This window comes from Pseudomonas sp. NFX98 (assembly GCF_047784845.1).
Taxonomy (GTDB): domain Bacteria; phylum Pseudomonadota; class Gammaproteobacteria; order Pseudomonadales; family Pseudomonadaceae; genus Aquipseudomonas.
The window spans coordinates 1-25902 of sequence record NZ_JBLNNF010000013.1; the positions used below are offsets into that span (position 1 = coordinate 1).

The following is a 25902-nucleotide window of genomic DNA, read 5'->3' on the forward strand; positions in this document are numbered from 1 at the left end:
ACGGCGTGCGCCGGTTCTCCGCATCGACCCAGACCACCGTCTCGCCGTCGATTTCCAGGCGTTGGGCCAGCGAATGGCTCCAGCCAAAACCGAGGCCGCCGTCGAGTTCCACGGCGCTGGTGCGATACAAACGGGTGAACTCGAACGGCAGCAGCCCATCAAGCACGCCGTCAGTCAGGGTCAGCAGTTCTTCGCCGGAGACCAGCGACACCGGGCAGCCGTTGGTGCACGTCAGCGCGGCACAATCGGCGCTGTCGCCGTTGGGGTTTTTCGCCTGAACCGAAACATCATCCCGATGTTCCTGCCAGCCAAGCCGTGTCTTGGCTTCGGATTTGTTGCGAGCAATGGCGACCGGATTGTCCACTAAGACATCCGCTGCTCCCGCCGCACTGATCTGTAGAGGCACCGCTGGCGCAGGCCTCAGCGGTGCGTTCCGGGCATTGAGCATCAACGGTTTGAGTGCGCTCGCATGAATGCTCAGATCAGAGCGCCTCGCCAGCTCCGACATCCGTAAACCCGCGGCAGCCAACCAACGCCGAGCACGCTCGGACTTGATCTTGTTGAGCACCTTGACGCTGATGCCGAGCTTCAAGCCTGTAGGACCGGTCAGTCGCACGAGCAGGAAACTGATCAACAGCTCTGTGCGAACTTGCGCCACGACTTCAGCGATGTATTGCGGCGGCAGCATCCGCAGCCAACTGGTGAAAGCCGCCAGATGAATGAACATCAATGGTTCGTCGCTTAGCACCAGCAACACATTGGCGATGGTTTCGGACGAGGCCTTCAGCAGCGCCTCAATTTCCGCTTCGCTCAAGTACTCCAGGAGCTTTGCGCTATTGGCCTGGAGGTCGGAGATCAGGGCGTAGAGCTGCTTAACGTCATCCCACAAGCCGTGCAGCGAGTTTTCGAAGCCACGCCAGTCAGCGCGTTGCAGCATGCCGTAGCGTTCAATGAAGGCTGCCTCGGAAAACCCGGCCCACAAAGGTTGAAACTCGGTACTCCATTCATTGCGCAACCAGCCTTCGAGTTCGCCGAGGACGCCTTGATAGGAGTCGTAAAGCGCCTTGACGTGATCGCGGGTGACGTTGGGAAAAAAGGTGATGCGATAGCGATTGCCGCGCCAGCAGTCGGCGACTTCAAGGATGCCGCTGGGGCCGATGGTTTTATGAATCGGCTTGCCATACTGCGGTTCGCCCTGGCCTTCGTTGATTAACGGCTCAAGCATCACCGGCGTATTGCCGATGGGCACGAAGCGCGCGGCTTCAAACATGTGCACCAGTGTCAGCGGGCCGTTGGCCGGGCACATGGCAATCGTTGAACTGACGGGAGTGGTGGATTTCTTCGATGCGCTGAGGCGAACTTCATGGCCGACCTTGAACACCTGCTCGACATCCAGAGTCCCGCCGGCCCAGAAGCTTTCAGCCCAGGCTTCGTAATCGTTGAGACAGAGACGGAAATCACCGAGCAGCGCTTCGATGTCCGGCTGCTTCGGGTTCATCGCAGCCACCACCAGCAAGCCGATGGTGTTGTTCAGGGCCAGCAGCTTGTCGGGATCGAACATTCGCGGTCTTTCGCTCGGGTGAAGAGGGAGCGCGAAACTCTGCGATGGATCAATCGAGAAAGAAGTCGGGAAAAACGGTATTTGGTGTAGGGCGAATCGCTAAATCATCGATATCGCTTCTGCGCGGCTCGGGTTTTGCCCGTTGCTCCATGTCGCCGCCGCCCGCTATGCTGCTGAACCCTTTAATCAATCACGGAGCCGGCTGCACCTGAGCCGCCTGGGATGTCATTGAAAACGGATCAGATGCGATGAATGCAGCGCTGGATGAGTTCGGCCCGATCAAGGCCGTGATTTTCGATATGGACGGCTTGCTGCTGGATACCGAGGGCATTTACACCGAGGTCACGTCGATCATTGCCGGGCGTTACGGGCGGACCTTCGACTGGAGCCTCAAGCAACACATCATCGGTCGCGGTGCCGGTGACCTAGCACGTTACGTGGTCGAGGCGCTGGACCTGCCAATTACAGCCGAAGAGTTTCTGCTGATCCGCGAGCCGTTGATGCGTGAGCGTTTTCCTACAGCACAGGCGATGCCTGGCGCACAGGAACTGGTCCGGCATCTGAAGGCTCACAACATTCCCATTGCGGTGGGCACCAGTTCGTCGAGTCAGTCGTTCGGCCAGAAAACCACGCTGCACCGCGATTGGTTCGCCATGTTCGACTTCATCGTCACCGCCGATGACCCGGAAGTCGGCGCGGCCAAACCGGCACCGGACATCTTTCTGACCGCAGCGCGGCGTTTGGGTGTCGCACCGCAGGATTGTCTGGTGTTCGAGGATTCGCCGTTCGGTGTCACGGCGGCGAAAGCAGCGGGGATGACGGCGATTGCGATTCCGGATGCGGCCATGGCTGACGAAAAATACGCACACGCCGATGGCATTCTTCGTACGCTGAAAGCCTTCAAGCCGAGTGCGTTTGGCTTGCCGGCGCTTGAGTGGGTTTGACGATAAAAAATGTGGGAGCAAGCCCGCTCCCACATTTGGATTGCGTTTAACTCATCAGGCGCCAAAACCACCGTCGATGGTCAGGCTCGCACCCGTGATATAGCCGGCCTCGGGACTGACGAGGTAGGCGACAAAACTGGCGATCTCTTCGGCTTTGCCATAACGCCCTACAGCCATCAGCGGGATCAGGCTGTCGGCGAAGTCGCCATCGGCCGGGTTCATGTCGGTATCGACCGGGCCCGGTTGCACGTTGTTGATGGTGATGCCTTTAGGGCCGAGGTCACGGGCCAGGCCCTTGGTCAGGCCGACCAGCGCCGATTTGCTCATGGCGTACGGACCGCCACCGGCGAAGGGCATGCGATCGGCGTTGGTGCTGCCGATGTTGATGATCCGGCCGCCTTCGGTCATGTGTTTGGCCGCGGCCTGGGTGGCGATGAACACGCTGCGCACGTTGATGGCCAGGGTCTGGTCGAAATCTTCGAGTTTGAAATCTTCCAGCGGTGCAACGGCCAGCACACCAGCGTTGTTGACCAGGATATCCAGTCGACCAAAGGTCTCTACCGTCGCCGTAACTGCGTTGCGAATGGCTTCGGCGTCGGCACTGTCAGCCTTGATGGCCAGGGCCTTGCCGCCGTTGGCGATGATGGTGTTTTGCAGTTCTTCAGCCTTTGCCGTGGAGCTGACGTAGGTGAAGGCAACGGTCGCGCCTTCAGCGGCCAGGCGTTTGACGATGGCTGCGCCGATGCCCCGGGAACCGCCTTGAATCAATGCCACTTTGCCGCTGAGGTTCTGAGTAGTCATATCGATCTCCAAGTCCCGAGGCGAGATGTCCCGGTTGATGGAGCCTAGTATCGATTCAGGATTGCAGGCTGTGTAGACGGTAATTGCTATAGTCTGTGTAAACCAGAAGTTTATAGTGATGCGCCATGGAAACCTTCAGCAGTATCGAATGCTTTGTACGCAGTGCCGAAGTCGGCAGCTTCGCCGAAGCCGCGCGGCGCTTGAGCCTGACGCCGGCGGCGGTGGGCAAAAGCGTGGCCAAACTGGAAGCACGACTGGGTGTGCGGCTGTTTCAGCGCAGCACCCGCAGCCTGACGCTGACCGAGGCCGGTCAGCTGTTCTTGAGTCAGGTCAGTGCCAGCCTGACGACCATCCAGAACGCCGTTGCTCATCTGGCCAACGCCGAAGGGCGGCCGGCGGGGACTTTGAAAGTCAGCATGGGCACGGTGTTCGGGCGATTGTATGTCGTGCCGCTGCTTGGCGAATTTCTACGGCGCTTTCCGGCGATCAATCCGGACTGGCATTTCGACAATCGCCAGGTCGACCTGATCGGCCAGGGTTTTGATGCAGCGATTGGTGGTGGCTTTGAGCTGCCCCAAGGCGTGGTAGCGCGCAAGCTGGCACCGGCGCATCGGGTGTTGTTGGCTTCAGCAGATTATCTTGCGCGACATGAAGCGATCACGGAACCGGAGGACCTTCAGCATCACGACGGCATCCTGATCCGGTCGCCGCAAACCGGACGCGTGCGTTCCTGGCAGTTGATCGGCCGCAGCCCCCAACACTGCCGCCCGTTGATGATCAAGGCTCGAATGACCATGAGCGATTCGGATGCGGCATGCGCCGCCGCAGCACAAGGCCTGGGCATTGCGCTGGTGAGCATGCCGTTTGCGGTGAATTATCTGGAGGCGGGCACGTTGCAGCGAGTGCTGCCGGACTGGTACATCGATGACGGCAGTATTTCGATCTACTACGCGGAACATAAACTGCTGCCGGGCAAGACCCGGGCGTTTGTTGATTTCATTATCGAGCAGTTTGCGGAGCAGGGGTTGGGGCAGCGGTTCAGTGCAATTTGAACAGGGCTGAAACCGAGGCGTGGCCATCGCGGGCAAGCCACGCTCACACAGGTTCTGTGCCTGCCTCAATAATGAAAACGACGCAGATCCTGTGGGAGCCAGGCTTGCCCGCGATGAACGATAACGCGGTCTATCGCATAAACTTCTGCGGCCAGCCAATGATGTTCTTTGGCCGCGGTGTCGCATAAGTCCGCACTTTCGAGGTCGACAATCCCAACCGCACCAACGACTCGGCGATGGTTACCGCCGCCGTCACACCATCAATCACCGGCACGCCGGTACGTTGGCGGATCTGCTCATCCAGCCCGGCCATGCCGCCGCAGCCCAGGCAGATCACTTCGGCTTTGTCCTGGGTCACCGCCAACTCGGCTTGATGCACGATGGCCTCCAATGCGCGTTGCGGTTCGTGCTCCAGTTCCAGCACCGCCAGACCGCTGGCTCGCACCGAAGCGCAGCGGTCCCAGAGCCCGGAGAGTTTCAGGCGATCTTCGATCAGCGGCACGGTGCGGTCGAGCGTGGTGACGACCGAATAGGCGTGACCGAGGAACATCGCGGTGCTCGCCGCAGCGTCGGTGATGTCCACCACGGGCACGTTGAGCAATTCCTGTAGACCTTCGCGGCCGTGTTCGCCATAGCCGGCCTGGATCACGGCATCGAAGGGTTGGTCGTATGACATTACCCGGTCCATGACTGCGATAGCGGCTAGGTAGCTTTCGAAATTACCTTCGATGGAGTCGGCACCGAAGAAGGGCGTCAGGCCGACGATTTCCGTGCCGGGTGCGGCCACGGCCTGGGCCGAGCGGGCGATGGCCTGGGTGATGGATTCGGTGGTGTTGACGTTGACCACGAGAATTCGCATGGGAAGTCCTTATAGCGGGTGGTTCTGCGGCCCGACGCTGCCGGGCCGCGATGGAGTTAATGGCTGACGTTGTCGACCGCGATGGCTTCGCCGCTGACGTCGGCGTAGTGCGGTTGGCGTTTGGCGATGATCAGGTAGAGCAAGCCGGCAATCGCGGCGCCAATCAGCCAGGAGAACGGCGACACCAAATGGAAGCCCGGTACCAGCGCCAGGACGATGGCGATCAGGGCTGCGGGAATGAATGCCGCCACGGCGCGCAAATTGACTCCACGGCTGTAGTAATAAGCGCCGTTCGGGTCTTCGCTGTACAACTGCGGCACGTTGACCTGACCTTTTCGTACAAGCCAGTAGTCGACCATGATCACGCCATACAACGGGCCGAGCAGCGCGCCGAGACCCGACAGGAAGTACACGATCACCAATGGGCTGTTGTAAAGGTTCCACGGCAGGATCAGCACGGCGATGGTCGCGCTGATCAACCCCGCGCGGCGGAAGGTCAGGTATTTCGGCGCCAGGTTGCTGAGCACAAAGGCCGGGGCAACGAAGTTGGCCATGATGTTCACCGCCACGGTGACGATCAGGAACGCCAGGCAACCGAGGACCAGGAAGAACGTGTTGGGAATCGAGGCGATGATTTCTGTCGGGCTTTCGATGATCCGCCCATTGATCTGAAATTGCGCGCCACACAGCAGGACGGTGATGGCGGCGAACACCAGAATGTTGACCGGCAGACCCCAGAAGTTTCCGACCTTGATGGTCTTGCGGCACGGCGACGAGCGCGCGAAGTCGCAGAAGTTGAGGATCAGCGTGCCGTAGATCGCCAGCCACAGTGCGCCGCCGGCAAAGATGTTGCGCCACATCTCGCCACCGGTCAGTGGCTCACGGATCGACCAGGCGATGGTTGCGTTGGCCTGAAAGTACATCCAGGCGGCGAGGGCGGCGACGGTCAGCAAAATCACCGGCCCGGCAAACGCCTCATAACGCCGCACCATCTCCATGCCGTAGGCGAGGATCGCCAATTGCACGAACCAGATTGCCACGAAACACACCCAGCCCAAGGTCGACAAACCGAGAATCGAGTCGTGGTCGTAGTCTGCGAATCCGGGGTGGACGGCGGTCAACAACACGCGGAAGACCACTGATGCCAGGTAAGTCTGAATGCCGAACCAGGCGATGGCGATCACGGCACGGATCAGCGCAGGAATCTGCGCGCCATGAATGCCGAAACTGATCCGGCTGATGACCGGAAACGGCACACCGGTCTTTTGGCCCATGTAGCCGGACAGGTTCATGAAGAAGTACACCAGCGCGGCGCCGATTCCCAGGGACAGGAGAATCTGCCAGCCGCCAAGGCCCAAAGCGTAAAGACCGATGGCGAACGAGTAGTTGGCGATGTTGTGCACATCGTTGGTCCACAACGCGAAGATACTGTAGCGACCCCAGCGTCGGCCTTCGGCCTTGGTTGGCGCGAGGTCTTTGTTGTGCAGGCGGGGGCTGAGCACGACAGATTCAAGTGTTGGATCAAAAGCGGTTTGGGTGGCGTGGGAGGAGGGTAGATCCAGCGCAATATTGTTGTTTGAGAGACTTGTACGCATTCCGGCAGGCTCCTGATGCTCGACACCGCGATGACTGTGCATGAGCGCTTGGCTCGACAAATCTTCGTCGCGGTGTAGCGAATATCATTGGTTACGGGGCATCTGCAGCCTGTACGGGATAGGGCGCTTCAGGCTTGCGGATCTAAAGTGTGTGTATGCTTTGATATGATTGTATACAAAACATGTATGCACTTAAGCGAGTTCCATGCCAGTGGAAGCATCTATGAAATGCGCTGCTCATTTCGTTTTGTTATGGCTTTTCGCCAAGTGACTGAAAAATAGAAAATATAAATTGACCGGTTGAACAGGTATTTATTTTTCTGAAGAGGTTCGGAAAGGTTTGGCAGGGTTGGGAGGCGAAAGAATGTAACTTTTTGGGGCGTAGAAACAAAAAATTGCACACATAAATGCCACCGATGGTGACATTCGTGTGTACACATTTTTTGAGCCGCACACGCACCCTGTAGGAGTGAGCCTGCTCGCGATAGCGGTAGATCAGCCGACACACATGTTGATTGTCAGTCCGTCATCGCGAGCAGGCTCGCTCCTACAGGGGGTTACGCTTTGGATTTGCTGATGATATTCCCCGCATGCAACCCACATTCTTTCTGGGTGGCTTCTTCCCACCACCATCGGCCTTCGCGCTCATGCTGGTTCGGCAGCACCGGGCGGGTGCACGGTTCGCAACCGATGCTGATGAACCCGCGCTCATGCAGGCTGTTGTACGGTAGCTCCAGCATGCGGATGTAGCCCCAGATCTCTTCGCTGGTCATCTGCGCCAGCGGGTTGAACTTGTACAGGGTGCGTTCCGGGGTGGAGAACGCGGTGTCGATTTCCATCACCGCGACGGCACTGCGGGTGCCCGGGCTCTGGTCACGGCGCTGGCCGGTGGCCCAGGCTTTCACGCCGGACAGCTTGCGGCGCAGCGGTTCGATCTTGCGGATGCCGCAGCATTCGCCATGGCCGTCCTTGTAGAAACTGAACAGGCCTTTTTCCTTCACGAACGGTTCGAGTTTGGTGTAGTCCGGCGACACCAGTTCGATGTCGATCTTGTAGTGCTCGCGCACCTGATCGATGAAGCGGTAGGTCTCGGGATGCAAGCGGCCGGTGTCGAGGCTGAACACCTTGACGTTCTTGTTCAGCTTCCAGGCCATGTCCACCAGCACCACATCCTCGGCGCCGCTGAAAGATATCCACAGGTCATCGCCGAACTCGGCAAACGCGAGTTTCAGGATGTCCTGGGCGGATTTGTTGGCATAGGTCGTGGCGAGTTCCACGACGTCGAACGTTGGGCTCATCAGGGCGGCTTCCTACAGGTCGGTGGCGCTGGGCGCTCTATATGGGGCCGATGGTAACAAAAAGCTGCGCCGCTCGGGGCGTCCTCTGCGTTGCGCGGTGGGGGAGGAGTCGCTAGAGTTCGGCCTCGCTCGACTTAATAAACAATACAAATGGGAGTGTCTTGTGGAAATTGCCTGTCTGGATCTTGAAGGTGTGCTGGTCCCGGAAATCTGGATCGCCTTTGCCGAAAAAACCGGGATCGAATCCCTCAGGGCCACCACCCGGGACATTCCCGACTACGACGTGCTGATGAAGCAGCGCCTGCGGATTCTCGACGAACACGGCCTGAAACTCGCCGACATCCAGGAAGTGATCGCCACTCTCAAGCCGCTGGACGGCGCGGTCGAGTTCGTCAACTGGCTGCGCGAGCGCTTCCAGGTGGTGATTCTGTCGGACACGTTCTACGAGTTTTCCCAGCCGCTGATGCGTCAATTGGGCTTCCCGACCTTGCTCTGCCATCGTCTGATTACCGACGACACCGGGCGGGTGACCAGCTATCAGTTGCGTCAGAAAGATCCCAAGCGGCAGTCGGTCCTGGCGTTCAAGAGCCTCTATTACCGGGTGATCGCGGCGGGCGATTCCTACAACGACACCACGATGCTGGGCGAGGCGGATGCCGGGATTCTGTTCCATGCGCCGGATAACGTGATTGCCGAGTTCCCGCAGTTCCCGGCGGTGCATACGTTTGAGGAATTGAAGCAGGAGTTCATCAAGGCGTCTAACCGCACTTTAGGCCTGTAAACCCGCTCACCTGTAGGAGCTGCCGAAGGCTGCGATCTTTTTATCCTGTTGTTAAGAGCAAGATCAAAGGATCGCAGCCTCGTTTCACTCGACAGCTCCTACAGGGGCAGGGTGTCAGAGGTTTTGCAGGGTATCGAGCAGCACCTTCACCTTGGTGATCGATTCCTGATATTCAGCTTGCCACTCGGAATCGGCGACGATTCCGCCACCGCCCCAGCAACACACCTGCCCATCCTTGGCCAGCAAACTGCGAATGGCGATGGAGCTGTCCATCTCGCCGCGCACGTCCAGATACAGCAATGAGCCGCAATACAACCCGCGTCGCGTCGGTTCCAGTTCGTCGATGATCTGCATCGCCCGAATCTTCGGCGCGCCGGTGATCGAGCCGCCAGGGAAGCTGCCGGCAATCAGGTCCAGCGCATCGCGATCATCCGCCAGTTCGCCGGTCACGCTGCTCACCAGGTGATGCACGTTCGGGTAGCTTTCCAGGCTGAACAATTCCGGCACCGATACCGAGCCGGTGCGGCAGGTGCGGCCGAGATCGTTGCGCAGCAAGTCGACGATCATCAGGTTTTCCGCGCGGTCCTTGGGGCTCGCCAGGAGTTCGGCGGCGTTTGCTGCGTCTTCGGCAGGCGACAGACCGCGCGGGCGCGTGCCTTTGATCGGGCGGGTTTCCACATGGCGCTCGCTGACTTTGACGAAGCGCTCCGGCGACAGGCTCAAAACGGCGCCGCCATCGGGCAGGCTCTGAAAACCGGAAAACGGTGTCGGGCACGCCAGCCGAAGTGCGCAGTACGCGGTCCATGGATCACCTTGGCAGGGTGCACGGAAACGCTGGGCGAAATTAACCTGATAGCAATCGCCAGCCTGGATGTACTGCTGGATGCGCTCGATTGCCTGGCGATACTGCTCAGCGCTCAGGTCGGCGTTCATCGGCGCTTGCAATTTGAACGGCGTGGCCGTTTCAGCTACAGGCTGACTGAACAGCTGAATCAGGCGCTGACGTTCGCTGTCGAGCAGCGTCGGGTGAAACACCAGTTGGCTGGTGGCCTGTTGGTGATCGCTGATCAGCGCCCAGGCGTACAAGCCGAAACGTGCGTCCGGCAATTGCAGATCGTCCTGTGCCTGGCTTGGCAGGTTCTCCAGGTGCCGACCGAAGTCGTAGCTCAGATAACCGATCAAACCGCCGGCGAACGGCAGGTCATGGGCGACCGTTGCTTCACCGAGTTGTTTCAGCTTGTCGCGCAGGCGTTGCAGGAAATCGCCGCCACTTTCGTCGGGCGATACCGTCAGTTGTTCCAGCGGCCAGGCGCTGAGCAAGTCGTAACGACCGCGGTCGGCGCTGGGGCGGCCACTGTCGAGCAGCACGGCGCCGGGCGCATGACGAATGGCCGCGAAGTACTCGGCGGGGTTGGCGCGATAGGGGAGCGGGTGTACGGAACAGGTCAGCATGGGCGGGGTAGATCAGCCATCGAGGCGGGGGGGCGATTGTAGTCCCCCCGGGGAGTTGCTCCTAGAGGGGATGTGTGGGATCAACCTTCAACCGGCGGAATATGCCCAAACATTTCCTGCACAAATGCCACGCGCTCTTCGACGGTTTCGATCACACCGCGAGCCTTCAGTTCTTCCAGTCGCGCCTCGACGGCATGGGTGCGCAACGTCAGGCCGCAATCGTTGGCAATCTGGATGTTCAAGCCCGGACGGGCATTGAGTTCCAGGATCAGCGGGCCTTTTTCCTGGTCCAGCACCATATCAACGCCGATGTAACCCAGCCCGCACAGCTCATAGCAACCGGCGGCGAGTTTCATGAAACCGTCCCAGTAGGGCAGTTGCACGCCGTCCACCGCATTGGTGGTGTCCGGGTGTTTGGTGATGATGTTGTTCAACCAGGTGCCGCGCAGCGTCAGGCCGGTGGCGAGGTCGACGCCGACGCCGATGGCGCCCTGGTGCAGGTTGGCCTTGCCGCCGGACTGCCGGGTCGGCAGGCGCAGCATGGCCATCACCGGGTAGCCCATCAGCACGATGATGCGGATGTCGGGCACGCCTTCATAGCTGATGCTCTTGAAGATCTGGTCCGGTATCACCCGGTATTCGATCAGCGCCCGGTCGCGGTGCCCACCGAGGGAGTACAGACCGGTGAGAATGCTGGAAATATGGTGCTCGATTTCTTCATGGGGGATGATCTTGCCGGACACCGTGCGGTAGCGACCTTCGAAGCGGTCGGCGACGACAATGATGCCGTCACCGCCGGCGCCCTGGGCCGGCTTGATCACGAAATCGTTGCGCCCGTCGATGATCTCGCCGAGCTTGTCGATTTCCTTCTCGGTGGAGATCACGCCATACAACTCCGGCACATGGATGCCGGCGGCGATCGCACGTTCCTTGGTGATGATCTTGTCATCGACAATCGGGTACAGGCTGCGCTTGTTATACTTGAGCACGTAGTCTGCGTTACGCCGATTGATGCCCATGATGCCCCGGGCTTCCAGGGCCCTCCAGGTTTTCCAGAAGCCGAACATCAAGCGTCAGCCTTTTTCAGGAAGGCCTTGAAGCGCACCAGTTCGGTCAGGCGGTAGCCGCGATAACGACCCATCGCCAACATGAAGCCCACCAGAATCAGCAGGATCGCCGGGAAGGTGAACACGAAGTACACCAGTTCCGGCACGCTCATGATCAGGTGCGCCAGGGACGCGGCGAACAGCGTGCCGATCGCCACTTTCATGGCGTGGCTGGCGCCGCGTTCTTCCCAGGTGATCGACAGGCGTTCGATGGTCATGGTCAGGATCACCATCGGGAATAGTGCCACCGACAAGCCGCGCTCCAGGCCGAGCTTGTGGCTGAACAGGCTGATCGCCGCGATCAACACCACCACGAACGTCAGCACCACCGACAGTCTCGGCAGCATTTGCAGCTTCAGGTGTTCAAGGTAGGAACGCAGCGACAGCCCCAGTGCGGTGATGATCGTGAACAGCGCGATGCCGAAGCCGAGCTGGGTTTCGCGGAAGGCCAGGGCGATCAGCACCGGGGTAAAGGTGCCGAGGGTCTGCAGGCCGATCAGGTTGCGCAGGATCAGGATCACCAGCACGCCGATCGGGATCATCACCATGATCATGAAAGTTTGCTGGGTTTGCAGCGGCAAGCCGTACAGCGAGTATTCGAGGAAATTGGCGTCGGTGTTTTCGTCGGTCAGCTTGGCGAGGCGAATGGCGTTCATTTCGCTGTTGTTCATGCTGAAAGTGACAGTGGCTTTCTTGCCGCCATCGACGGTGATCAGGTTTTCGTCGCCGGTCCACCACAGCAGGCGGTCGGTCGGCAGGCCTTGTTCACCGGTTTCCGGGTTGAAGTACAGCCAGTCGGTGCCATTGAAGCTGCGCAGCCAGAGTTCCGGGGTCTGCGGTTGGTCGGCCACCAGACGGATGGTGTGGACTTTTTCCACCGGCACGTGGGCGATGGACAGCAACAGTTCGACGATCTTCGCCTTGTGCGCCGGCGTCGGGTCACCGGCCAGCAGCATCTTGGCATTGTCGTCGTTGCTGTTGTTGACCCGCTTGATCGCTTCGCTGATGAAGGTCTCGACGTCCGCCGAATGCTGGCGGATCGGCGCGAGCAGCGCTTCGGCGGCGAGTTTCTCCGCGCCTTCCACGGCAATGCTGTCGCGGAAGGTCGGGCCTTTGATCTTGGCTTTTTCAGCGGTGTAGCGCTTGGTCAGCACCAGGCGGTAATAAAGCGTCTGGTTGCCCTTGGCCCGACGTGCCGACCAGGTGACCTTGCGGTTACCGTCGACCCGGTTCACGGCCACGCCGTAGTTATTGGAGATGAAGCTCTCGTTGAGGCTCACGTAGTCGCGGCTCAGTGGCGGCACGAACATCTGGATCTTGACCGGGTCCTTGGCACTGGCGACGAACTCGACCTTGGCGTCGATGTTCCACAAGTCGTCGGTGGCGTCTTCGGTCACGGGAATGCCCAGCACGAAGATCTGATAGGCCGTAACTGAAATGCCCAGCACCACCAGGATGGCGATCAGCATTTTCAGATGAAGGGTAAGAGAGCGCATTGGAATTACTCTGCGGTATGAGCGTCGGTAGCGCAGGCGGGTTTGCCGGCAGCGTATTTAAGACTGGGGTCGACCAGCGCATCGAAGCGTTTGAGCGCTTCGGAGCCGATCAAGAGCGGGTATTGGAAGGCACTTCGGTCAGTAAGGTTCACTTCGATGCTGCGCAAAGCCGAGCCCATGCAGATATCCAGCTCGATCACCGGACGGGCGGTGTACTTCTTGCCTTCTTCCGGATCGTAGTCGCCGGCCCGGCGCTTGATCTTGCTGACGCGGGCCAGCGGGCGTTCGATCGGGTGTGAATGCGCGGCGTCGATGGCCAGATAGAAACGCACCCAGGATTCGCCATTGCGTTTGAAACGCTTGATGTCGCGGGCGCTCAGGGAAGCGGTTTTCGCCCCGGTATCGAGTTTGGCGGCCACTTCCAGGTCGATGCCGCCCAGCGACGCGTATTCGTTGAGGCCATACACAGTCTTTTCCCCCGCCATCGCTGCGCCAGGCAAGAAAAGAAAATAAAGGAATGCGGGGAAGGGCTTGAGTCTCATAAATCCTGGTGCGCAGCGGTCCGTACTTTGATTCAAGACCCTGGCATCGCTGCGCAAGCTCCTCGTATGCCTATCAGCTATTTATGACAGACAGTGCAGATGTGACAAACAAATGCGGGCGGCATTCTAGCACGGTGGGTTTGTGGCGCCAGCGCTGGCGGCTGGCTATAAGCAGACGGACTGCTTCGTTATGGTGCGGTCGGTTATTAGCCGATTGTCAACAATATCCAATTATCCTTTGACTAAGGCGGGCGTATTCGCTAGTTTTTGCGGCATTGGCTTTCAAGGTGTCGACAATATGCTGGATCAACTCGATCCCCCGGTTTCTACCCAAGATGATACGGAGACGCTTTCCGAGAATGTCTTCCGCCGTATTCAAGCGGCCATCGTCAAAGGCGAGATCGCTCCGGGCAGCAAAATCTCCGAACCGGAACTGGCGCGCACCTATGGCATCAGTCGTGGGCCGCTGCGCGAAGCTATCCATCGCCTGGAAGGTCAGCGCCTGCTGGTGCGCGTGCCGCACGTCGGGGCGCGGGTGGTTTCGCTCAATCACGCCGAGCTGCTGGAGCTCTATGAGATTCGCGAATCCCTCGAAGGCATGGCCTGTCGTCTGGCCGCCGAGCGCATGACCGTCGAAGAAATCAACGAATTACGCCAAGTGCTGGAAACCCACGAGCGCGATGAGGCTTTCCAGGCCGGTCGCGGCTACTACCAGCAGGAAGGCGATTTCGACTTTCACTACCGAATCATCCAGGGCAGCGGCAACCGCACCCTGACGCAAATGCTCTGCGGCGAGCTCTATCAACTGGTGCGCATGTACCGCATCCAGTTTTCCACCACGCCCAATCGCCCGCACCAGGCCTTTGCCGAACACCACCGAATTCTCGATGCCATCGCCGACCGTGACGGTGAACTGGCCGAGTTGTTGATGCGCCGTCACATCGGCGCCTCCAAACGCAACATCGCCCGTCACTACCAGGACGGCGCCAACCCGACAGCCAAACGAGGTGAGTCATGAGTTTGAACAAGAGCACTCCAGGCCAGCGTTTCCGCGATGCGGTCGCCAGCGAGCATCCATTGCAAGTGGTCGGCGCGATCAACGCCAACCACGCGCTGCTGGCCAAGCGCGCCGGTTTCAAGGCGATCTACCTGTCGGGTGGCGGTGTGGCTGCCGGCTCCCTCGGCGTGCCGGACCTGGGCATCACCGGCCTGGATGACGTGCTGACCGACGTGCGCCGCATCACCGACGTCTGCGACCTGCCGTTGCTGGTGGATGTAGACACCGGTTTCGGTTCCTCGGCGTTCAACGTGGCGCGCACCGTCAAGTCGATGATCAAGTTCGGCGCGGCGGCGATTCACATCGAAGACCAGGTCGGCGCCAAGCGTTGCGGCCACCGTCCTAATAAAGAAATCGTTTCGCAGCAGGAAATGGTCGACCGCATCAAGGCAGCCGTTGATGCGCGTACTGACGACAGCTTCGTGATCATGGCCCGCACCGACGCCCTGGCGGTGGAAGGTCTGGAGTCTGCCCTGGATCGCGCCGCCGCGTGCATCGAGGCTGGCGCCGACATGGTGTTCCCGGAAGCCATCACCGAACTGGATATGTACAAGCTGTTCGCCAACCGCGTGAAAGCGCCGATCCTGGCCAACATCACCGAATTCGGCGCGACCCCGCTGTACACCACCGAGCAACTCGCCGCTGCCGACGTGTCGCTGGTGCTGTATCCGCTGTCCGCCTTCCGTGCCATGAACAAAGCTGCGGAAAACGTCTACACCGCGATCCGCCGCGACGGCACGCAACAGAACGTCATCGACACCATGCAGACTCGCATGGAGCTTTACGATCGCATCGACTACCACACCTTCGAGCAGAAGCTCGATGCGTTGTTTGCGGCGAAAAAATGAAGATCAAAAGATCGCAGCCTCCGGCAGCTCCTACATGAATCGCGCTCCCCTGTAGGAGCTGTCGAGTGCAACGAGGCTGCGATCTTTCGAGAACCACCCGAATAACCTGATGAAGCACAATTTGCCGATTCCCTAACAAATTCAAGAAAATTGGAGGCAGAAATGGCCGAAGCAAAAGTACTCAGTGGCGCCGGGCTCCGTGGCCAGGTAGCCGGGCAAACCGCACTGTCCACCGTGGGCCAGTCGGGTGCCGGTCTGACCTATCGTGGTTATGACGTTCGTGAACTGGCGGCTGACGCACAGTTCGAAGAAGTCGCTTACCTGCTGCTGTACGGCGAACTGCCGAGCAAGGCGCAACTGAGCGCCTACATCACCAAGCTGAGCAAGCTGCGTGACCTGCCGCAAGCGCTGAAAGAAGTGCTGGAACGCATCCCCGCCGACGCCCACCCGATGGACGTGATGCGTACTGGCTGCTCGTTCCTGGGCAACCTGGAACCGGAGAACAACTTCTCCGAGCAACACGACAAGACTGACCGCCTGCTGGCTGCATTCCCGGCGATCATGACCTACTGGTATCGCTTCAGCCACGAAGGCAAGCGCATCGATTGCGTGAGCGACGAGCAGTCCATCGGCGGCCACTTCCTGCACCTGCTGCACGGCAAGAAGCCGAGCGAGTTGCACGTCAAGGTGATGAACGTTTCGCTGATCCTCTACGCAGAGCACGAGTTCAACGCTTCGACCTTCACTGCACGTGTTTGCGCGTCGACCCTGTCCGACCTGTATTCGTGCATCACCGCAGCCATCGGTTCGCTGCGCGGTCCGCTGCACGGCGGCGCCAACGAAGCGGCGATGGAAATGATCGAGCGCTTCTCGTCGCCGGAAGACGCGATCAAAGGCACCTTGGGCATGCTGGAGCGCAAGGACAAGATCATGGGCTTCGGCCACGCGATCTACAAGGACAACGATCCGCGCAACGAGGTGATCAAGGGCTGGTCGAAAAAACTCGCCGACGAAGTGGGCGACAAAGTGTTGTTCCCGGTTTCCGAAGCCATCGACAAGACCATGTGGGAACAAAAGAAATTGTTCCCGAACGCCGACTTCTACCATGCCTCGGCGTACCACTTCATGGGCATTCCGACCAAGCTGTTCACACCGATTTTCGTCTGCTCGCGCCTGACCGGCTGGGCCGCCCACGTGTACGAACAACGCGCGAATAACCGCATCATCCGTCCAAGCGCCGAATACACCGGCGTTGAACAGCGCAAGTTCGTGCCAATCGAACAACGCTGAATGGTGAGGGCCGGTTAACCGCGAACCTGTAGGAGCCGAGCTTGCTCGCGATGACGGACTGACATTCAACATTGATGTCGACTGATACACCGCTATCGCGAGCAAGCTCGGCTCCTACAGGGGATCGGTTTCAATGCAATACCAGGCCCCACCTTTTGAAACTACCGTGACCCGAGTCCTGACCGATGAACACTGAATTCCGCAAATCGCTGCCCGGCAGCCAACTGGATTACTTCGACGTCCGTGCGGCAGTCGAAGCCATTCAGCCCGGCGCCTACGACACCCTGCCGTACACCTCTCGCGTACTGGCGGAAAACCTTGTGCGTCGCTGCGACCCGGCCACGCTTACCGAATCCCTGAAGCAATTCATCGAGCGCAAACGCGACCTCGATTTCCCTTGGTTCCCGGCCCGCGTGGTGTGCCACGACATTCTCGGCCAGACCGCACTGGTCGACCTCGCCGGCCTGCGTGACGCCATCGCCCTGCAAGGCGGTGACCCTGCGCAAGTCAACCCGGTGGTGCCGACGCAACTGATCGTCGACCACTCCCTGGCCGTCGAGCGCGGTGGCTTCGATCCGGAAGCGTTCGAGAAGAACCGCGCCATCGAAGATCGTCGCAACGAAGACCGTTTCCACTTCATCAACTGGACCAAGAAGGCGTTCAAGAACGTCGACGTGATTCCGCCGGGCAACGGCATCATGCACCAGATCAACCTGGAGAAAATGTCTCCGGTGATCCAGGTGCGTGACGGCGTGGCGTTCCCTGACACCTGCGTCGGTACCGACAGCCATACCCCGCACGTCGATGCGCTGGGCGTGATTGCCATCGGTGTCGGTGGTCTGGAAGCCGAGAGCGTGATGCTCGGTCGCGCATCGTGGATGCGTCTGCCGGAAAGCGTCGGCGTCGAACTGACCGGCAAGCTGCAACCGGGCATAACCGCCACCGACATGGTGCTGGCGTTGACCGAGTTCCTGCGCAAGCAAAAAGTGGTTGGCGCATGGCTGGAATTCTTCGGCGAAGGCGCATCAAAGCTGACCCTCGGCGACCGCGCGACCATCTCCAACATGGCCCCGGAATACGGCGCCACCGCGGCGATGTTCTACATCGACCAGCAAACCATCGACTATCTCAAGCTGACCGGTCGTGAAGACGAGCAGGTGCAACTGGTCGAGAACTACGCCAAGACCACAGGCCTGTGGGCTGACAGCCTGAAAGGCGCGCAATACGAGCGCGGCCTGACCTTCGACTTGTCCTCGGTGGTGCGCAACATGGCCGGCCCGAGTAACCCGCACGCCCGCGTCGCGGTGTCGGATCTGGCCGCCAAAGGCATCGCCGGTCAGTGGGACGATGTGCCGGGTCAAATGCCGGACGGCGCGGTCATCATTGCCGCCATTACCAGCTGCACCAACACCAGCAACCCGCGCAACGTGATTGCCGCCGGCCTGCTGGCACGCAACGCCAACAAGCTCGGCCTGACCCGCAAGCCATGGGTCAAGTCGTCCCTGGCACCGGGTTCGAAAACCGTCGCGCTGTACCTCGATGAAGCTGGTTTGACCGATGAACTGGACAAGCTCGGCTTCGGCGTCGTCGCCTTCGCCTGCACCACGTGCAACGGCATGTCCGGCGCACTGGACCCGGTGATCCAGCAAGAGATCATCGACCGTGACCTGTACGCCACTGCCGTACTCTCCGGCAACCGTAACTTCGACGGCCGGATTCACCCGTACGCCAAGCAAGCGTTCCTTGCATCGCCGCCACTGGTGGTCGCTTACGCCATTGCCGGGACCATCCGTTTCGACATCGAAAAAGATGTGCTGGGCGTGGTCGATGGCAAGGAAATTCGTCTGAAAGACATCTGGCCGAGCGACGAAGAAATCGACGCCGTGGTGAAGGCCTCGGTGAAGCCTGAGCAGTTCCGTCAGGTCTATATCCCGATGTTCGCCATCCACGAAGACACCGGCCCGAAAGTTACGCCACTGTACGACTGGCGTGAGATGAGCACCTACATCCGCCGTCCGCCGTACTGGGAAGGCGCACTGGCCGGTGCACGTCCGCTCAAGGGCATGCGCCCGCTGGCGGTGCTGCCGGACAACATCACCACCGATCACCTGTCGCCGTCCAACGCGATCATGCTCGACAGCGCCGCTGGCGAATACCTGGCGAAAATGGGCTTGCCGGAAGAGGATTTCAACTCTTACGCGACTCACCGCGGTGACCACCTGACTGCGCAGCGCGCAACCTTCGCCAACCCGAAACTGTTCAACGAAATGGTTCAGGAAAACGGCAAGGTCAAGCAGGGTTCGCTGGCTCGCGTAGAGCCGGAAGGTCAGGTCATGCGCATGTGGGAAGCCATTGAAACCTACATGGATCGCAAGCAGCCGCTGATCATCATCGCCGGTGCAGACTACGGTCAGGGTTCGTCCCGCGACTGGGCGGCGAAAGGCGTGCGTCTGGCCGGTGTGGAAGCGATTGCCGCCGAAGGTTTCGAGCGCATTCACCGCACCAACCTGGTGGGCATGGGCGTGTTGCCGCTGGAGTTCAAGCCGGGCACCAACCGCCACACCCTGGCGATTGATGGCAGCGAAACCTACGACGTCATCGGTGAGCGCACCCCGCGTGCCGATCTGACACTGGTGATCCATCGCAAGAACGGCGAGCGCGTCGACGTGCCGGTGACCTGCCGCCTCGACACCGCCGAAGAAGTGTCGATCTACGAGGCTGGCGGCGTGCTGCAACGCTTCGCCCAGGACTTCCTCGAAGAATCGGCGGTTGCCGTTTAATACTGCTGTGCAAACACGGGACTTTAAGTCCCGTGTCTGTTTTCAAGGTTAGGAGTAAGAGCACATGGCTCACGCAGCTCAGATCAAGATTCCCGCAACCTACATGCGCGGCGGCACCAGCAAAGGCGTGTTTTTCAGCCTGAAAGATTTGCCTGAAGCGGCACAGGTTCCCGGCCCGGCCCGCGACGCTTTGCTGCTGCGCGTGATCGGTAGCCCCGACCCGTACGACAAGCAGATCGACGGCATGGGCGGCGCGACGTCCAGCACCAGCAAAACCGTGATCCTGTCGAAAAGCATCAAAGCCGATCACGACGTCGATTACCTGTTCGGTCAGGTGTCCATCGACAAGCCATTCGTGGACTGGAGCGGCAACTGCGGCAACCTGTCGGCGGCCGTCGGTTCGTTCGCCGTCAGCAATGGTCTGGTCGATGCCAGCCGCATTCCGCACAACGGTGTGGCGGTGGTTCGCGTGTGGCAGGCCAACATCGGCAAGACCATCATCGCCCACGTGCCGATCACCAACGGTGAAGTGCAGGAAACCGGCGACTTCGAACTCGATGGCGTGACCTTCCCGGCGGCTGAAGTGCAGATCGAGTTCCTCGATCCGGCGGCGGACGAAGAGGGCGGTGGCGGTTCGATGTTCCCTACCGGCAACCTCGTGGATGATCTAGAAGTACCCGGTGTGGGCACCTTCAAGGCGACCATGATCAACGCTGGCATCCCGACGATTTTCGTCAATGCCGAAGACATCGGCTACAAGGGCACCGAGCTGCAAGGCGCGATCAACGGCGACCCGAAAGCCTTGCTGATGTTCGAAACCATCCGCGCTTACGGCGCACTGCGCATGGGCCTGATTTCCAACGTCGACGAAGCAGCCAAGCGCCAACACACGCCGAAAGTGGCGTTCGTGGCCCAGCCGGCGGACTACGTTTCGTCCAGCGGCAAAGCCATTGCGGCAGGCGATGTCGACCTGTTGGTGCGTGCGCTGTCCATGGGCAAGCTGCACCACGCGATGATGGGCACGGCGGCAGTCGCCATCGGCACGGCGGCAGCGATCACCGGCACGCTGGTCAACCTCGCGGCGGGTGGCACTGAACGCAACGCGGTGCGCTTCGGCCATCCGTCCGGCACCTTGCGCGTTGGCGCCGAGGCCAGCCTGGTGAACGGCGAATGGACTGTGAACAAGGCGATCATGAGCCGCAGTGCGCGGGTGTTGATGGAAGGGTTTGTGCGAGTGCCGGGTGATTCGTTCTAACCAACACAACCTCCTGTAGGAGCTGCCGAAGGCTGCGATCTTTTGATCTTGATTCTAAAAACAAAGTCAAAAGATCGCAGCCTTCGGCAGCTCCTACAGTTGATCTGATTGCAAAAAAAGAATGAAGTAACCAACCGAGATTTGTCCCTGAACCGAGGTCCCATCAACGACCCACTTCATAGAGTGAATCGAACATGAGTGCCAACGTCGACCTGAACAACCGCCCCGACTACGACAAGGTCCTGCAGGACATTGCCGATTACGTTCTCAACTACAGGATCGAGTCCAAAGAGGCGCTGGATACCGCGCGCAATTGCCTGATCGATACCTTGGGTTGCGGCCTGCTGGCCCTGCGTTTTCCCGAGTGCACAAAGCATCTTGGACCTGTGGTCGAAGGCACTGTCGTGCCATTCGGTGCGCGCGTGCCGGGGACCAGTTACCGACTCGATCCGGTGAAGGCGGCGTGGGACATCGGTTGCATCGTGCGCTGGCTCGACTACAACGACACCTGGCTCGCCGCCGAGTGGGGGCATCCGTCGGACAACCTCGGCGGCATTCTCGCGGTGGCTGACCATTTTTCACAAAAACGCCTGGCCAATGGCGAAGCGCCGCTGACTGTTCGTATAGTTCTTGAAGCGATGATCATGGCCCATGAGATTCAAGGCGTGATCGCACTGGAAAACTCGTTCAACCGCGTCGGCCTCGATCACGTCATCCTGGTGAAAGTCGCTTCGACCGCGGTCACTGCCAAACTGATGGGTGCCAACCGCGAGCAGTTGTTGTCGGCGTTGTCCCATGCGTTTGCTGACGGTCAGGCGTTGCGCACCTATCGGCATGCGCCGAATGCCGGCTCGCGCAAGTCGTGGGCGGCAGGCGATGCGTCGAGTCGTGGTGTGCGTCTGGCGGATATTGCGATGCGCGGCGAGATGGGTATTCCCGGTGTTCTGAGTGCCAAACAGTGGGGGTTCTACGACGTATTGTTCAGCCATACCAACAATGATCTGGCGCTCAAGCCTGAAGACAAGCGGGAGTTCAGCTTCTCGCGGCCGTACGGCAGTTATGTGATGGAAAACGTGCTGTTCAAGATCAGTTTTCCGGCCGAGTTCCACGCACAAACGGCGTGTGAGGCGGCGGTGACGTTGCACCCGCAGGTGCGTAATCGTTTGCATGAAATCGACAAAATCGTCATCACCACGCATGAGTCGGCGATCCGCATTATTTCCAAGGTCGGCCCGCTGGCCAATGCCGCTGATCGCGATCACTGCATCCAGTACATGACCGCTGTACCGCTGGCCTTCGGCAATCTGGTGGCCGAGTACTACGAGGACGATTTCCACAAGGCGCATCCAATCATCGATGTGCTGCGCGACAAAATGGTCATCGTCGAAGAGCCGCGCTACACCCGTGAATATCTGGAGGCGGATAAACGCTCGATCGCCAATGCGGTTCAGGTATTTTTCAAGGATGGGTCCAGCACCGAGAACGTGGTGGTGGAGTACCCGATTGGCCATCGTCGGCGTCGGGTCGAAGGCATTCCGTTGCTGGAAGACAAGTTCAAGGCGAACTTGCTGACACGATTCACCGTGCAGCGCAGCGAGGAGATTTTTGCGTTGTGCAAGGATCAGCAGAAGCTTGAAGCGACAGCGGTGAACCGGTTTGTGGATTTGTTCGTGATGTAGAAAGAATCTTGTAGGAGCTGCCGCAGGCTGCGATCTTTTGACTTTGATTTCTATAAACAAGATCAAAAGATCGCAGCCTGCGGCAGCTCCTACAGAAGCGTGACCGGAATTACTTGAACCGCCGCTCCACACCTTTCTCCACAAGGATTTTCGCGGAGATTTCTTCCACGGAAAAATGCGTCGAGTTGATGTTCGGAATGTTCTCGCGGCGGAACAGGTTTTCCACCTCGCGTACTTCGAACTCGCATTGGGCGTAGCTCGAATAGCGGCTGTTGGGCTTGCGCTCGTTGCGGATCGCGGTGAGGCGGTCGGGGTCGATGGTCAGGCCGAACAGCTTGTGCTGGTGGGCGCGCAGGGCAGCGGGCAGTTGCAGGCGCTCCATGTCGTCTTCGGTCAGCGGGTAGTTGGCCGCGCGGATGCCGAATTGCATCGCCATGTACAGGCACGTCGGCGTCTTACCACATCGCGACACGCCTACTAGTATCAGGTCGGCCTTGTCGTAATAGTGCGTGCGGGCGCCGTCGTCGTTGTCGAGGGCGAAGTTGACCGCCTCGATACGCTCCATGTAATTGGTGTTGGCACCGATGGAGTGGGACTTGCCCACGGTATAGGAAGAATGCTCGGTCAGTTCCTGCTCAAGGGGTGCCAGGAACGTCGAGAAAATGTCGATCATGAAACCATTCGAGGTAGCGAGAATCTCACGAATGTCCTGATTGACGATGGTGTCGAAGATAATCGGACGGAAGCCGTCGGCTTCGGCGGCTTTGTTGATTTGTTGTACCATGGCCCGCGCTTTGTCCACGTTGTCGATGTACGGCCGCGTGACTTTGCTGAAGGTAATGTTTTCGAACTGCGCCAGGAGGCTCTGGCCGAGGGTTTCGGCGGTAATGCCCGTGCCATCGGAGATAAAGAAAGCAGATCGTTTCATTTGCACCTTGGGCCTTAAGCTAGTGACGAATCTTGGATATGATAGGCGCGATTTGCCGGCCGCCATTGGCCCGCATTCTCACTTATTTTCCAGGTCCAGGCCATATAGCCGGCAAATGCCCATTCAAGCAGCCGGCTTCTGAGCTTTTCCAACACAGTTAGTGGAGAGATCACCTTGGTAGAGTACGTAGTTTCCCTCGACAAGCTCGGCAAAGACGACGTTGAGCACGTGGGGGGCAAGAACGCATCCCTGGGCGAGATGATCAGCAACCTTGCAGGTGCCGGTGTATCGGTGCCCGGTGGCTTCGCCACGACCGCTCAGGCGTATCGTGATTTCCTGGAACTGAGCGGCCTGAACGATCAGATCCATGCGGCCCTCGACGCCCTGGACGTCGACGATGTCAACGCCCTGGCCAAGACCGGTGCCCAGATCCGTCAATGGATCATGGAAGCCGAGTTCCCTGAAAAACTGAATGCCGAGATCCGCACCGCGTTCGCCGCGCTGTCGGCCGGCAACCCTGACGTGGCCGTGGCCGTGCGTTCTTCCGCTACCGCAGAAGACCTGCCGGACGCTTCTTTCGCCGGTCAGCAGGAAACCTTCCTCAACATCCGTGGTGTCGAAAACGTCATTCGCGCCGCCAAGGAAGTGTTTGCCTCCCTTTTCAACGATCGCGCGATTTCCTATCGCGTGCACCAGGGCTTCGACCACAAGTTGGTAGCCCTGTCGGCCGGCGTACAGCGCATGGTCCGCTCCGAAACCGGCACTGCCGGCGTGATGTTCACCCTCGATACCGAATCGGGCTTCCGTGACGTCGTGTTCATCACCGGCGCCTACGGCCTGGGTGAAACCGTCGTGCAAGGCGCGGTGAACCCGGATGAATTCTATGTCCACAAAGGTACGCTGGAAGCCGGTCGCCCTGCGATCCTGCGCCGCAACCTGGGCAGCAAAGCCATCAAGATGATCTACGGCGACGAGGCCAAGGCCGGTCGTTCGGTCAAGACCGTCGATGTCGACAAGGCTGATCGCGCACATTTCTGCCTGAGCGACGCCGAAGTCAGCGAACTGGCCAAACAAGCGATGATCATCGAGAAGCACTACCAGTGCCCGATGGACATCGAATGGGCCAAGGACGGTGACGACGGCAAGCTGTACATCGTGCAGGCCCGTCCGGAAACCGTGAAGAGCCGCACCCAGGCCAACGTCATGGAACGTTACCTGTTGAAAGAAACCGGCACCGTGCTGGTCGAAGGTCGCGCCATCGGCCAGCGCATCGGCGCCGGCAAGGTCCGCATCATCAAGGACGTGTCCGAGATGGACAAAGTCCAGCCAGGCGACGTTCTGGTGTCCGACATGACCGACCCGGACTGGGAACCGGTCATGAAGCGCGCCAGCGCCATCGTCACCAACCGTGGCGGTCGTACCTGCCACGCGGCGATCATCGCCCGTGAGCTGGGTATCCCGGCCGTGGTCGGTTGCGGCAACGCCACCCAGCTGTTGAAAGACGGCCAGGGCGTGACCGTTTCCTGTGCTGAAGGCGACACCGGTTTCATCTTCGAAGGCGAGCTGGGCTTCGACATCAAGAAGAACTCCGTGGACGCCATGCCGGACCTGCCGTTCAAGATCATGATGAACGTCGGCAACCCGGACCGCGCCTTCGACTTCGCACAGCTGCCGAACGCCGGTGTGGGCCTGGCCCGCCTGGAGTTCATCATCAACCGCATGATCGGCGTGCACCCCAAGGCACTGCTGAACTACGACGGTCTGCCGCTGGACATCAAGGAAAGCGTCGACAAGCGCATTGCCGGTTACAACGATCCGGTCGGCTTCTACGTCGAGAAACTGGTTGAAGGCATCAGCACCCTGGCTGCAGCGTTCTGGCCGAAAAAGGTCATCGTGCGTCTGTCGGACTTCAAGTCCAACGAATACGCCAACCTGATCGGCGGCAAGCTCTACGAGCCGGAAGAAGAGAACCCGATGCTGGGCTTCCGTGGCGCTTCGCGTTACATCAGCGAATCGTTCCGTGATTGCTTCGAACTCGAATGCCGCGCCCTCAAGCGCGTGCGCAACGAGATGGGCCTGACCAACGTCGAAATCATGGTGCCGTTCGTCCGTACTCTGGGCGAAGCGAGCCAGGTGGTGGATCTGCTGGCCGAAAACGGCCTGGCCCGTGGCCAGAACGGCCTGCGTGTGATCATGATGTGCGAGCTGCCGTCCAACGCCATTCTGGCGGAAGAGTTCCTCGAATTCTTCGACGGTTTCTCCATCGGTTCCAACGACCTGACCCAGCTGACGCTTGGCCTGGACCGTGACTCCGGTATCATCGCGCACCTGTTCGACGAGCGTAATCCGGCCGTCAAGAAACTGTTGGCCAATGCCATTGCCGCCTGTAACAAGGCTGGCAAGTACATCGGCATCTGCGGTCAGGGCCCTTCGGACCACCCGGACCTGGCCAAGTGGCTGATGGAACAAGGCATCGAAAGCGTTTCGTTGAACCCGGACTCCGTGCTGGAAACCTGGTTCTTCCTGGCGGAAGGTCAAGCTTCGGCCTGACAGTGTGAGAACGGCTCGCTCCCTGTAG

General features: G+C 59.7%; 20 protein-coding genes. 10 read left to right on the forward strand and 10 right to left on the reverse strand.

Translation table 11 applies throughout. The features are described 5' to 3' along the window. Nucleotides 1-1561, reverse strand: a 1561-nt coding sequence (locus ACM110_RS17990) for a DUF6531 domain-containing protein (RefSeq protein WP_416128825.1), incomplete at its 3' end; no start/stop codon positions are given. A gap of 248 nt (nucleotides 1562-1809) precedes the next feature. Here ACM110_RS17990 and ACM110_RS17995 point away from each other — a divergent pair. Beyond that, nucleotides 1810-2505 (forward strand): HAD-IA family hydrolase, encoded by a 696-nt coding sequence (locus ACM110_RS17995; protein ID WP_416128826.1) that lies wholly within the window; start codon nucleotides 1810-1812, stop codon nucleotides 2503-2505. A gap of 54 nt (nucleotides 2506-2559) precedes the next feature. On the opposite strand, the gene ACM110_RS18000 is transcribed toward ACM110_RS17995, so the two are convergent. Continuing rightward, on the reverse strand, nucleotides 2560-3306 hold the full coding sequence (locus ACM110_RS18000; protein ID WP_416128827.1) for a 3-oxoacyl-ACP reductase family protein: 747 nt from the start codon (nucleotides 3304-3306) through the stop codon (nucleotides 2560-2562). Nucleotides 3307-3431: 125 nt separating this feature from the next. Between ACM110_RS18000 and ACM110_RS18005 the strand changes: the two genes are divergently transcribed. After that, nucleotides 3432-4358: a LysR family transcriptional regulator gene (locus ACM110_RS18005; protein ID WP_338585525.1), complete on the forward strand. Its 927-nt coding sequence runs from the start codon at nucleotides 3432-3434 to the stop codon at nucleotides 4356-4358. A gap of 130 nt (nucleotides 4359-4488) precedes the next feature. Here the strand turns inward: ACM110_RS18005 and ACM110_RS18010 are convergent, their stop codons facing one another. The 3 genes from ACM110_RS18010 to ACM110_RS18020 form a co-directional block, all read right to left on the reverse strand. Next, on the reverse strand, nucleotides 4489-5217 hold the full coding sequence (locus ACM110_RS18010) for an aspartate/glutamate racemase family protein (protein ID WP_416128828.1): 729 nt from the start codon (nucleotides 5215-5217) through the stop codon (nucleotides 4489-4491). Nucleotides 5218-5273: 56 nt separating this feature from the next. Beyond that, nucleotides 5274-6812: an NCS1 family nucleobase:cation symporter-1 gene (locus ACM110_RS18015; RefSeq protein ID WP_338585528.1), complete on the reverse strand. Its 1539-nt coding sequence runs from the start codon at nucleotides 6810-6812 to the stop codon at nucleotides 5274-5276. 557 nt (nucleotides 6813-7369) lie between these two features. Continuing rightward, entirely contained in the window at nucleotides 7370-8110 is a 741-nt protein-coding gene (locus tag ACM110_RS18020; protein ID WP_007971943.1) for a phosphoadenylyl-sulfate reductase, read from the reverse strand. Between the two features lie 163 nt (nucleotides 8111-8273). Here ACM110_RS18020 and thrH point away from each other — a divergent pair, with 163 nt between their 5' ends. Then, nucleotides 8274-8891 carry a bifunctional phosphoserine phosphatase/homoserine phosphotransferase ThrH gene (gene thrH, locus ACM110_RS18025; protein ID WP_416128829.1) on the forward strand — a complete coding sequence of 206 codons (618 nt, stop codon included), beginning with the start codon at nucleotides 8274-8276 and terminating at the stop codon, nucleotides 8889-8891. Between the two features lie 114 nt (nucleotides 8892-9005). Here thrH and pabB read toward each other — a convergent pair whose 3' ends face one another. From pabB to ACM110_RS18045, 4 genes are all read right to left on the reverse strand, one after another. Then, on the reverse strand, nucleotides 9006-10343 hold the full coding sequence (gene pabB, locus ACM110_RS18030; protein WP_416128830.1) for an aminodeoxychorismate synthase component I: 1338 nt from the start codon (nucleotides 10341-10343) through the stop codon (nucleotides 9006-9008). Nucleotides 10344-10423: 80 nt separating this feature from the next. Further along, nucleotides 10424-11410, reverse strand: coding sequence for an alpha-L-glutamate ligase-like protein (locus ACM110_RS18035; RefSeq protein WP_416128831.1), 987 nt, complete (start codon nucleotides 11408-11410; stop codon nucleotides 10424-10426). After that, nucleotides 11410-12945, reverse strand: a complete 1536-nt coding sequence (locus ACM110_RS18040; protein WP_416128832.1) for an inactive transglutaminase family protein — start codon at nucleotides 12943-12945, stop codon at nucleotides 11410-11412. Before ACM110_RS18040 ends, ACM110_RS18035 begins: the two co-directional genes overlap by 1 nt. Nucleotides 12946-12950: 5 nt before the next feature. Next, nucleotides 12951-13487 (reverse strand): ATP-dependent zinc protease, encoded by a 537-nt coding sequence (locus tag ACM110_RS18045; RefSeq protein ID WP_338585533.1) that lies wholly within the window; start codon nucleotides 13485-13487, stop codon nucleotides 12951-12953. 298 nt (nucleotides 13488-13785) lie between these two features. Here ACM110_RS18045 and ACM110_RS18050 point away from each other — a divergent pair, with 298 nt between their 5' ends. The 6 genes from ACM110_RS18050 to prpD all read left to right on the forward strand — a co-directional run bounded on the left by ACM110_RS18050 (nucleotide 13786) and on the right by prpD (nucleotide 22396). After that, complete coding sequence (locus ACM110_RS18050) at nucleotides 13786-14505, forward strand: GntR family transcriptional regulator (protein WP_416128833.1); 720 nt, start codon at nucleotides 13786-13788, stop codon at nucleotides 14503-14505. After that, nucleotides 14502-15392, forward strand: coding sequence for a methylisocitrate lyase (gene prpB, locus ACM110_RS18055; protein WP_223544170.1), 891 nt, complete (start codon nucleotides 14502-14504; stop codon nucleotides 15390-15392). The genes ACM110_RS18050 and prpB overlap by 4 nt, the downstream gene beginning before the upstream one ends. Nucleotides 15393-15554: 162 nt before the next feature. After that, entirely contained in the window at nucleotides 15555-16682 is a 1128-nt protein-coding gene (gene prpC, locus ACM110_RS18060; protein ID WP_416128834.1) for a 2-methylcitrate synthase, read from the forward strand. 185 nt (nucleotides 16683-16867) lie between these two features. Further along, a complete protein-coding gene (gene acnD / locus ACM110_RS18065) occupies nucleotides 16868-19462 on the forward strand; it encodes a Fe/S-dependent 2-methylisocitrate dehydratase AcnD (RefSeq protein WP_416128835.1) in 2595 nt (864 codons plus the stop codon). 64 nt (nucleotides 19463-19526) lie between these two features. Continuing rightward, on the forward strand, nucleotides 19527-20717 hold the full coding sequence (gene prpF, locus ACM110_RS18070) for a 2-methylaconitate cis-trans isomerase PrpF (protein ID WP_416128836.1): 1191 nt from the start codon (nucleotides 19527-19529) through the stop codon (nucleotides 20715-20717). Between the two features lie 194 nt (nucleotides 20718-20911). Further along, the gene (prpD, locus tag ACM110_RS18075) at nucleotides 20912-22396 is read left to right on the forward strand and encodes a 2-methylcitrate dehydratase (RefSeq protein ID WP_416128837.1); all 1485 of its coding nucleotides are present in this window, start codon (nucleotides 20912-20914) and stop codon (nucleotides 22394-22396) included. Nucleotides 22397-22505: 109 nt separating this feature from the next. On the opposite strand, the gene ACM110_RS18080 is transcribed toward prpD, so the two are convergent. Further along, on the reverse strand, nucleotides 22506-23324 hold the full coding sequence (locus ACM110_RS18080; RefSeq protein WP_416128838.1) for a pyruvate, water dikinase regulatory protein: 819 nt from the start codon (nucleotides 23322-23324) through the stop codon (nucleotides 22506-22508). Between the two features lie 174 nt (nucleotides 23325-23498). Here ACM110_RS18080 and ppsA point away from each other — a divergent pair, with 174 nt between their 5' ends. Next, nucleotides 23499-25874, forward strand: a complete 2376-nt coding sequence (ppsA, locus tag ACM110_RS18085) for a phosphoenolpyruvate synthase (protein WP_416128839.1) — start codon at nucleotides 23499-23501, stop codon at nucleotides 25872-25874. Nucleotides 25875-25902 lie beyond the last annotated feature (28 nt).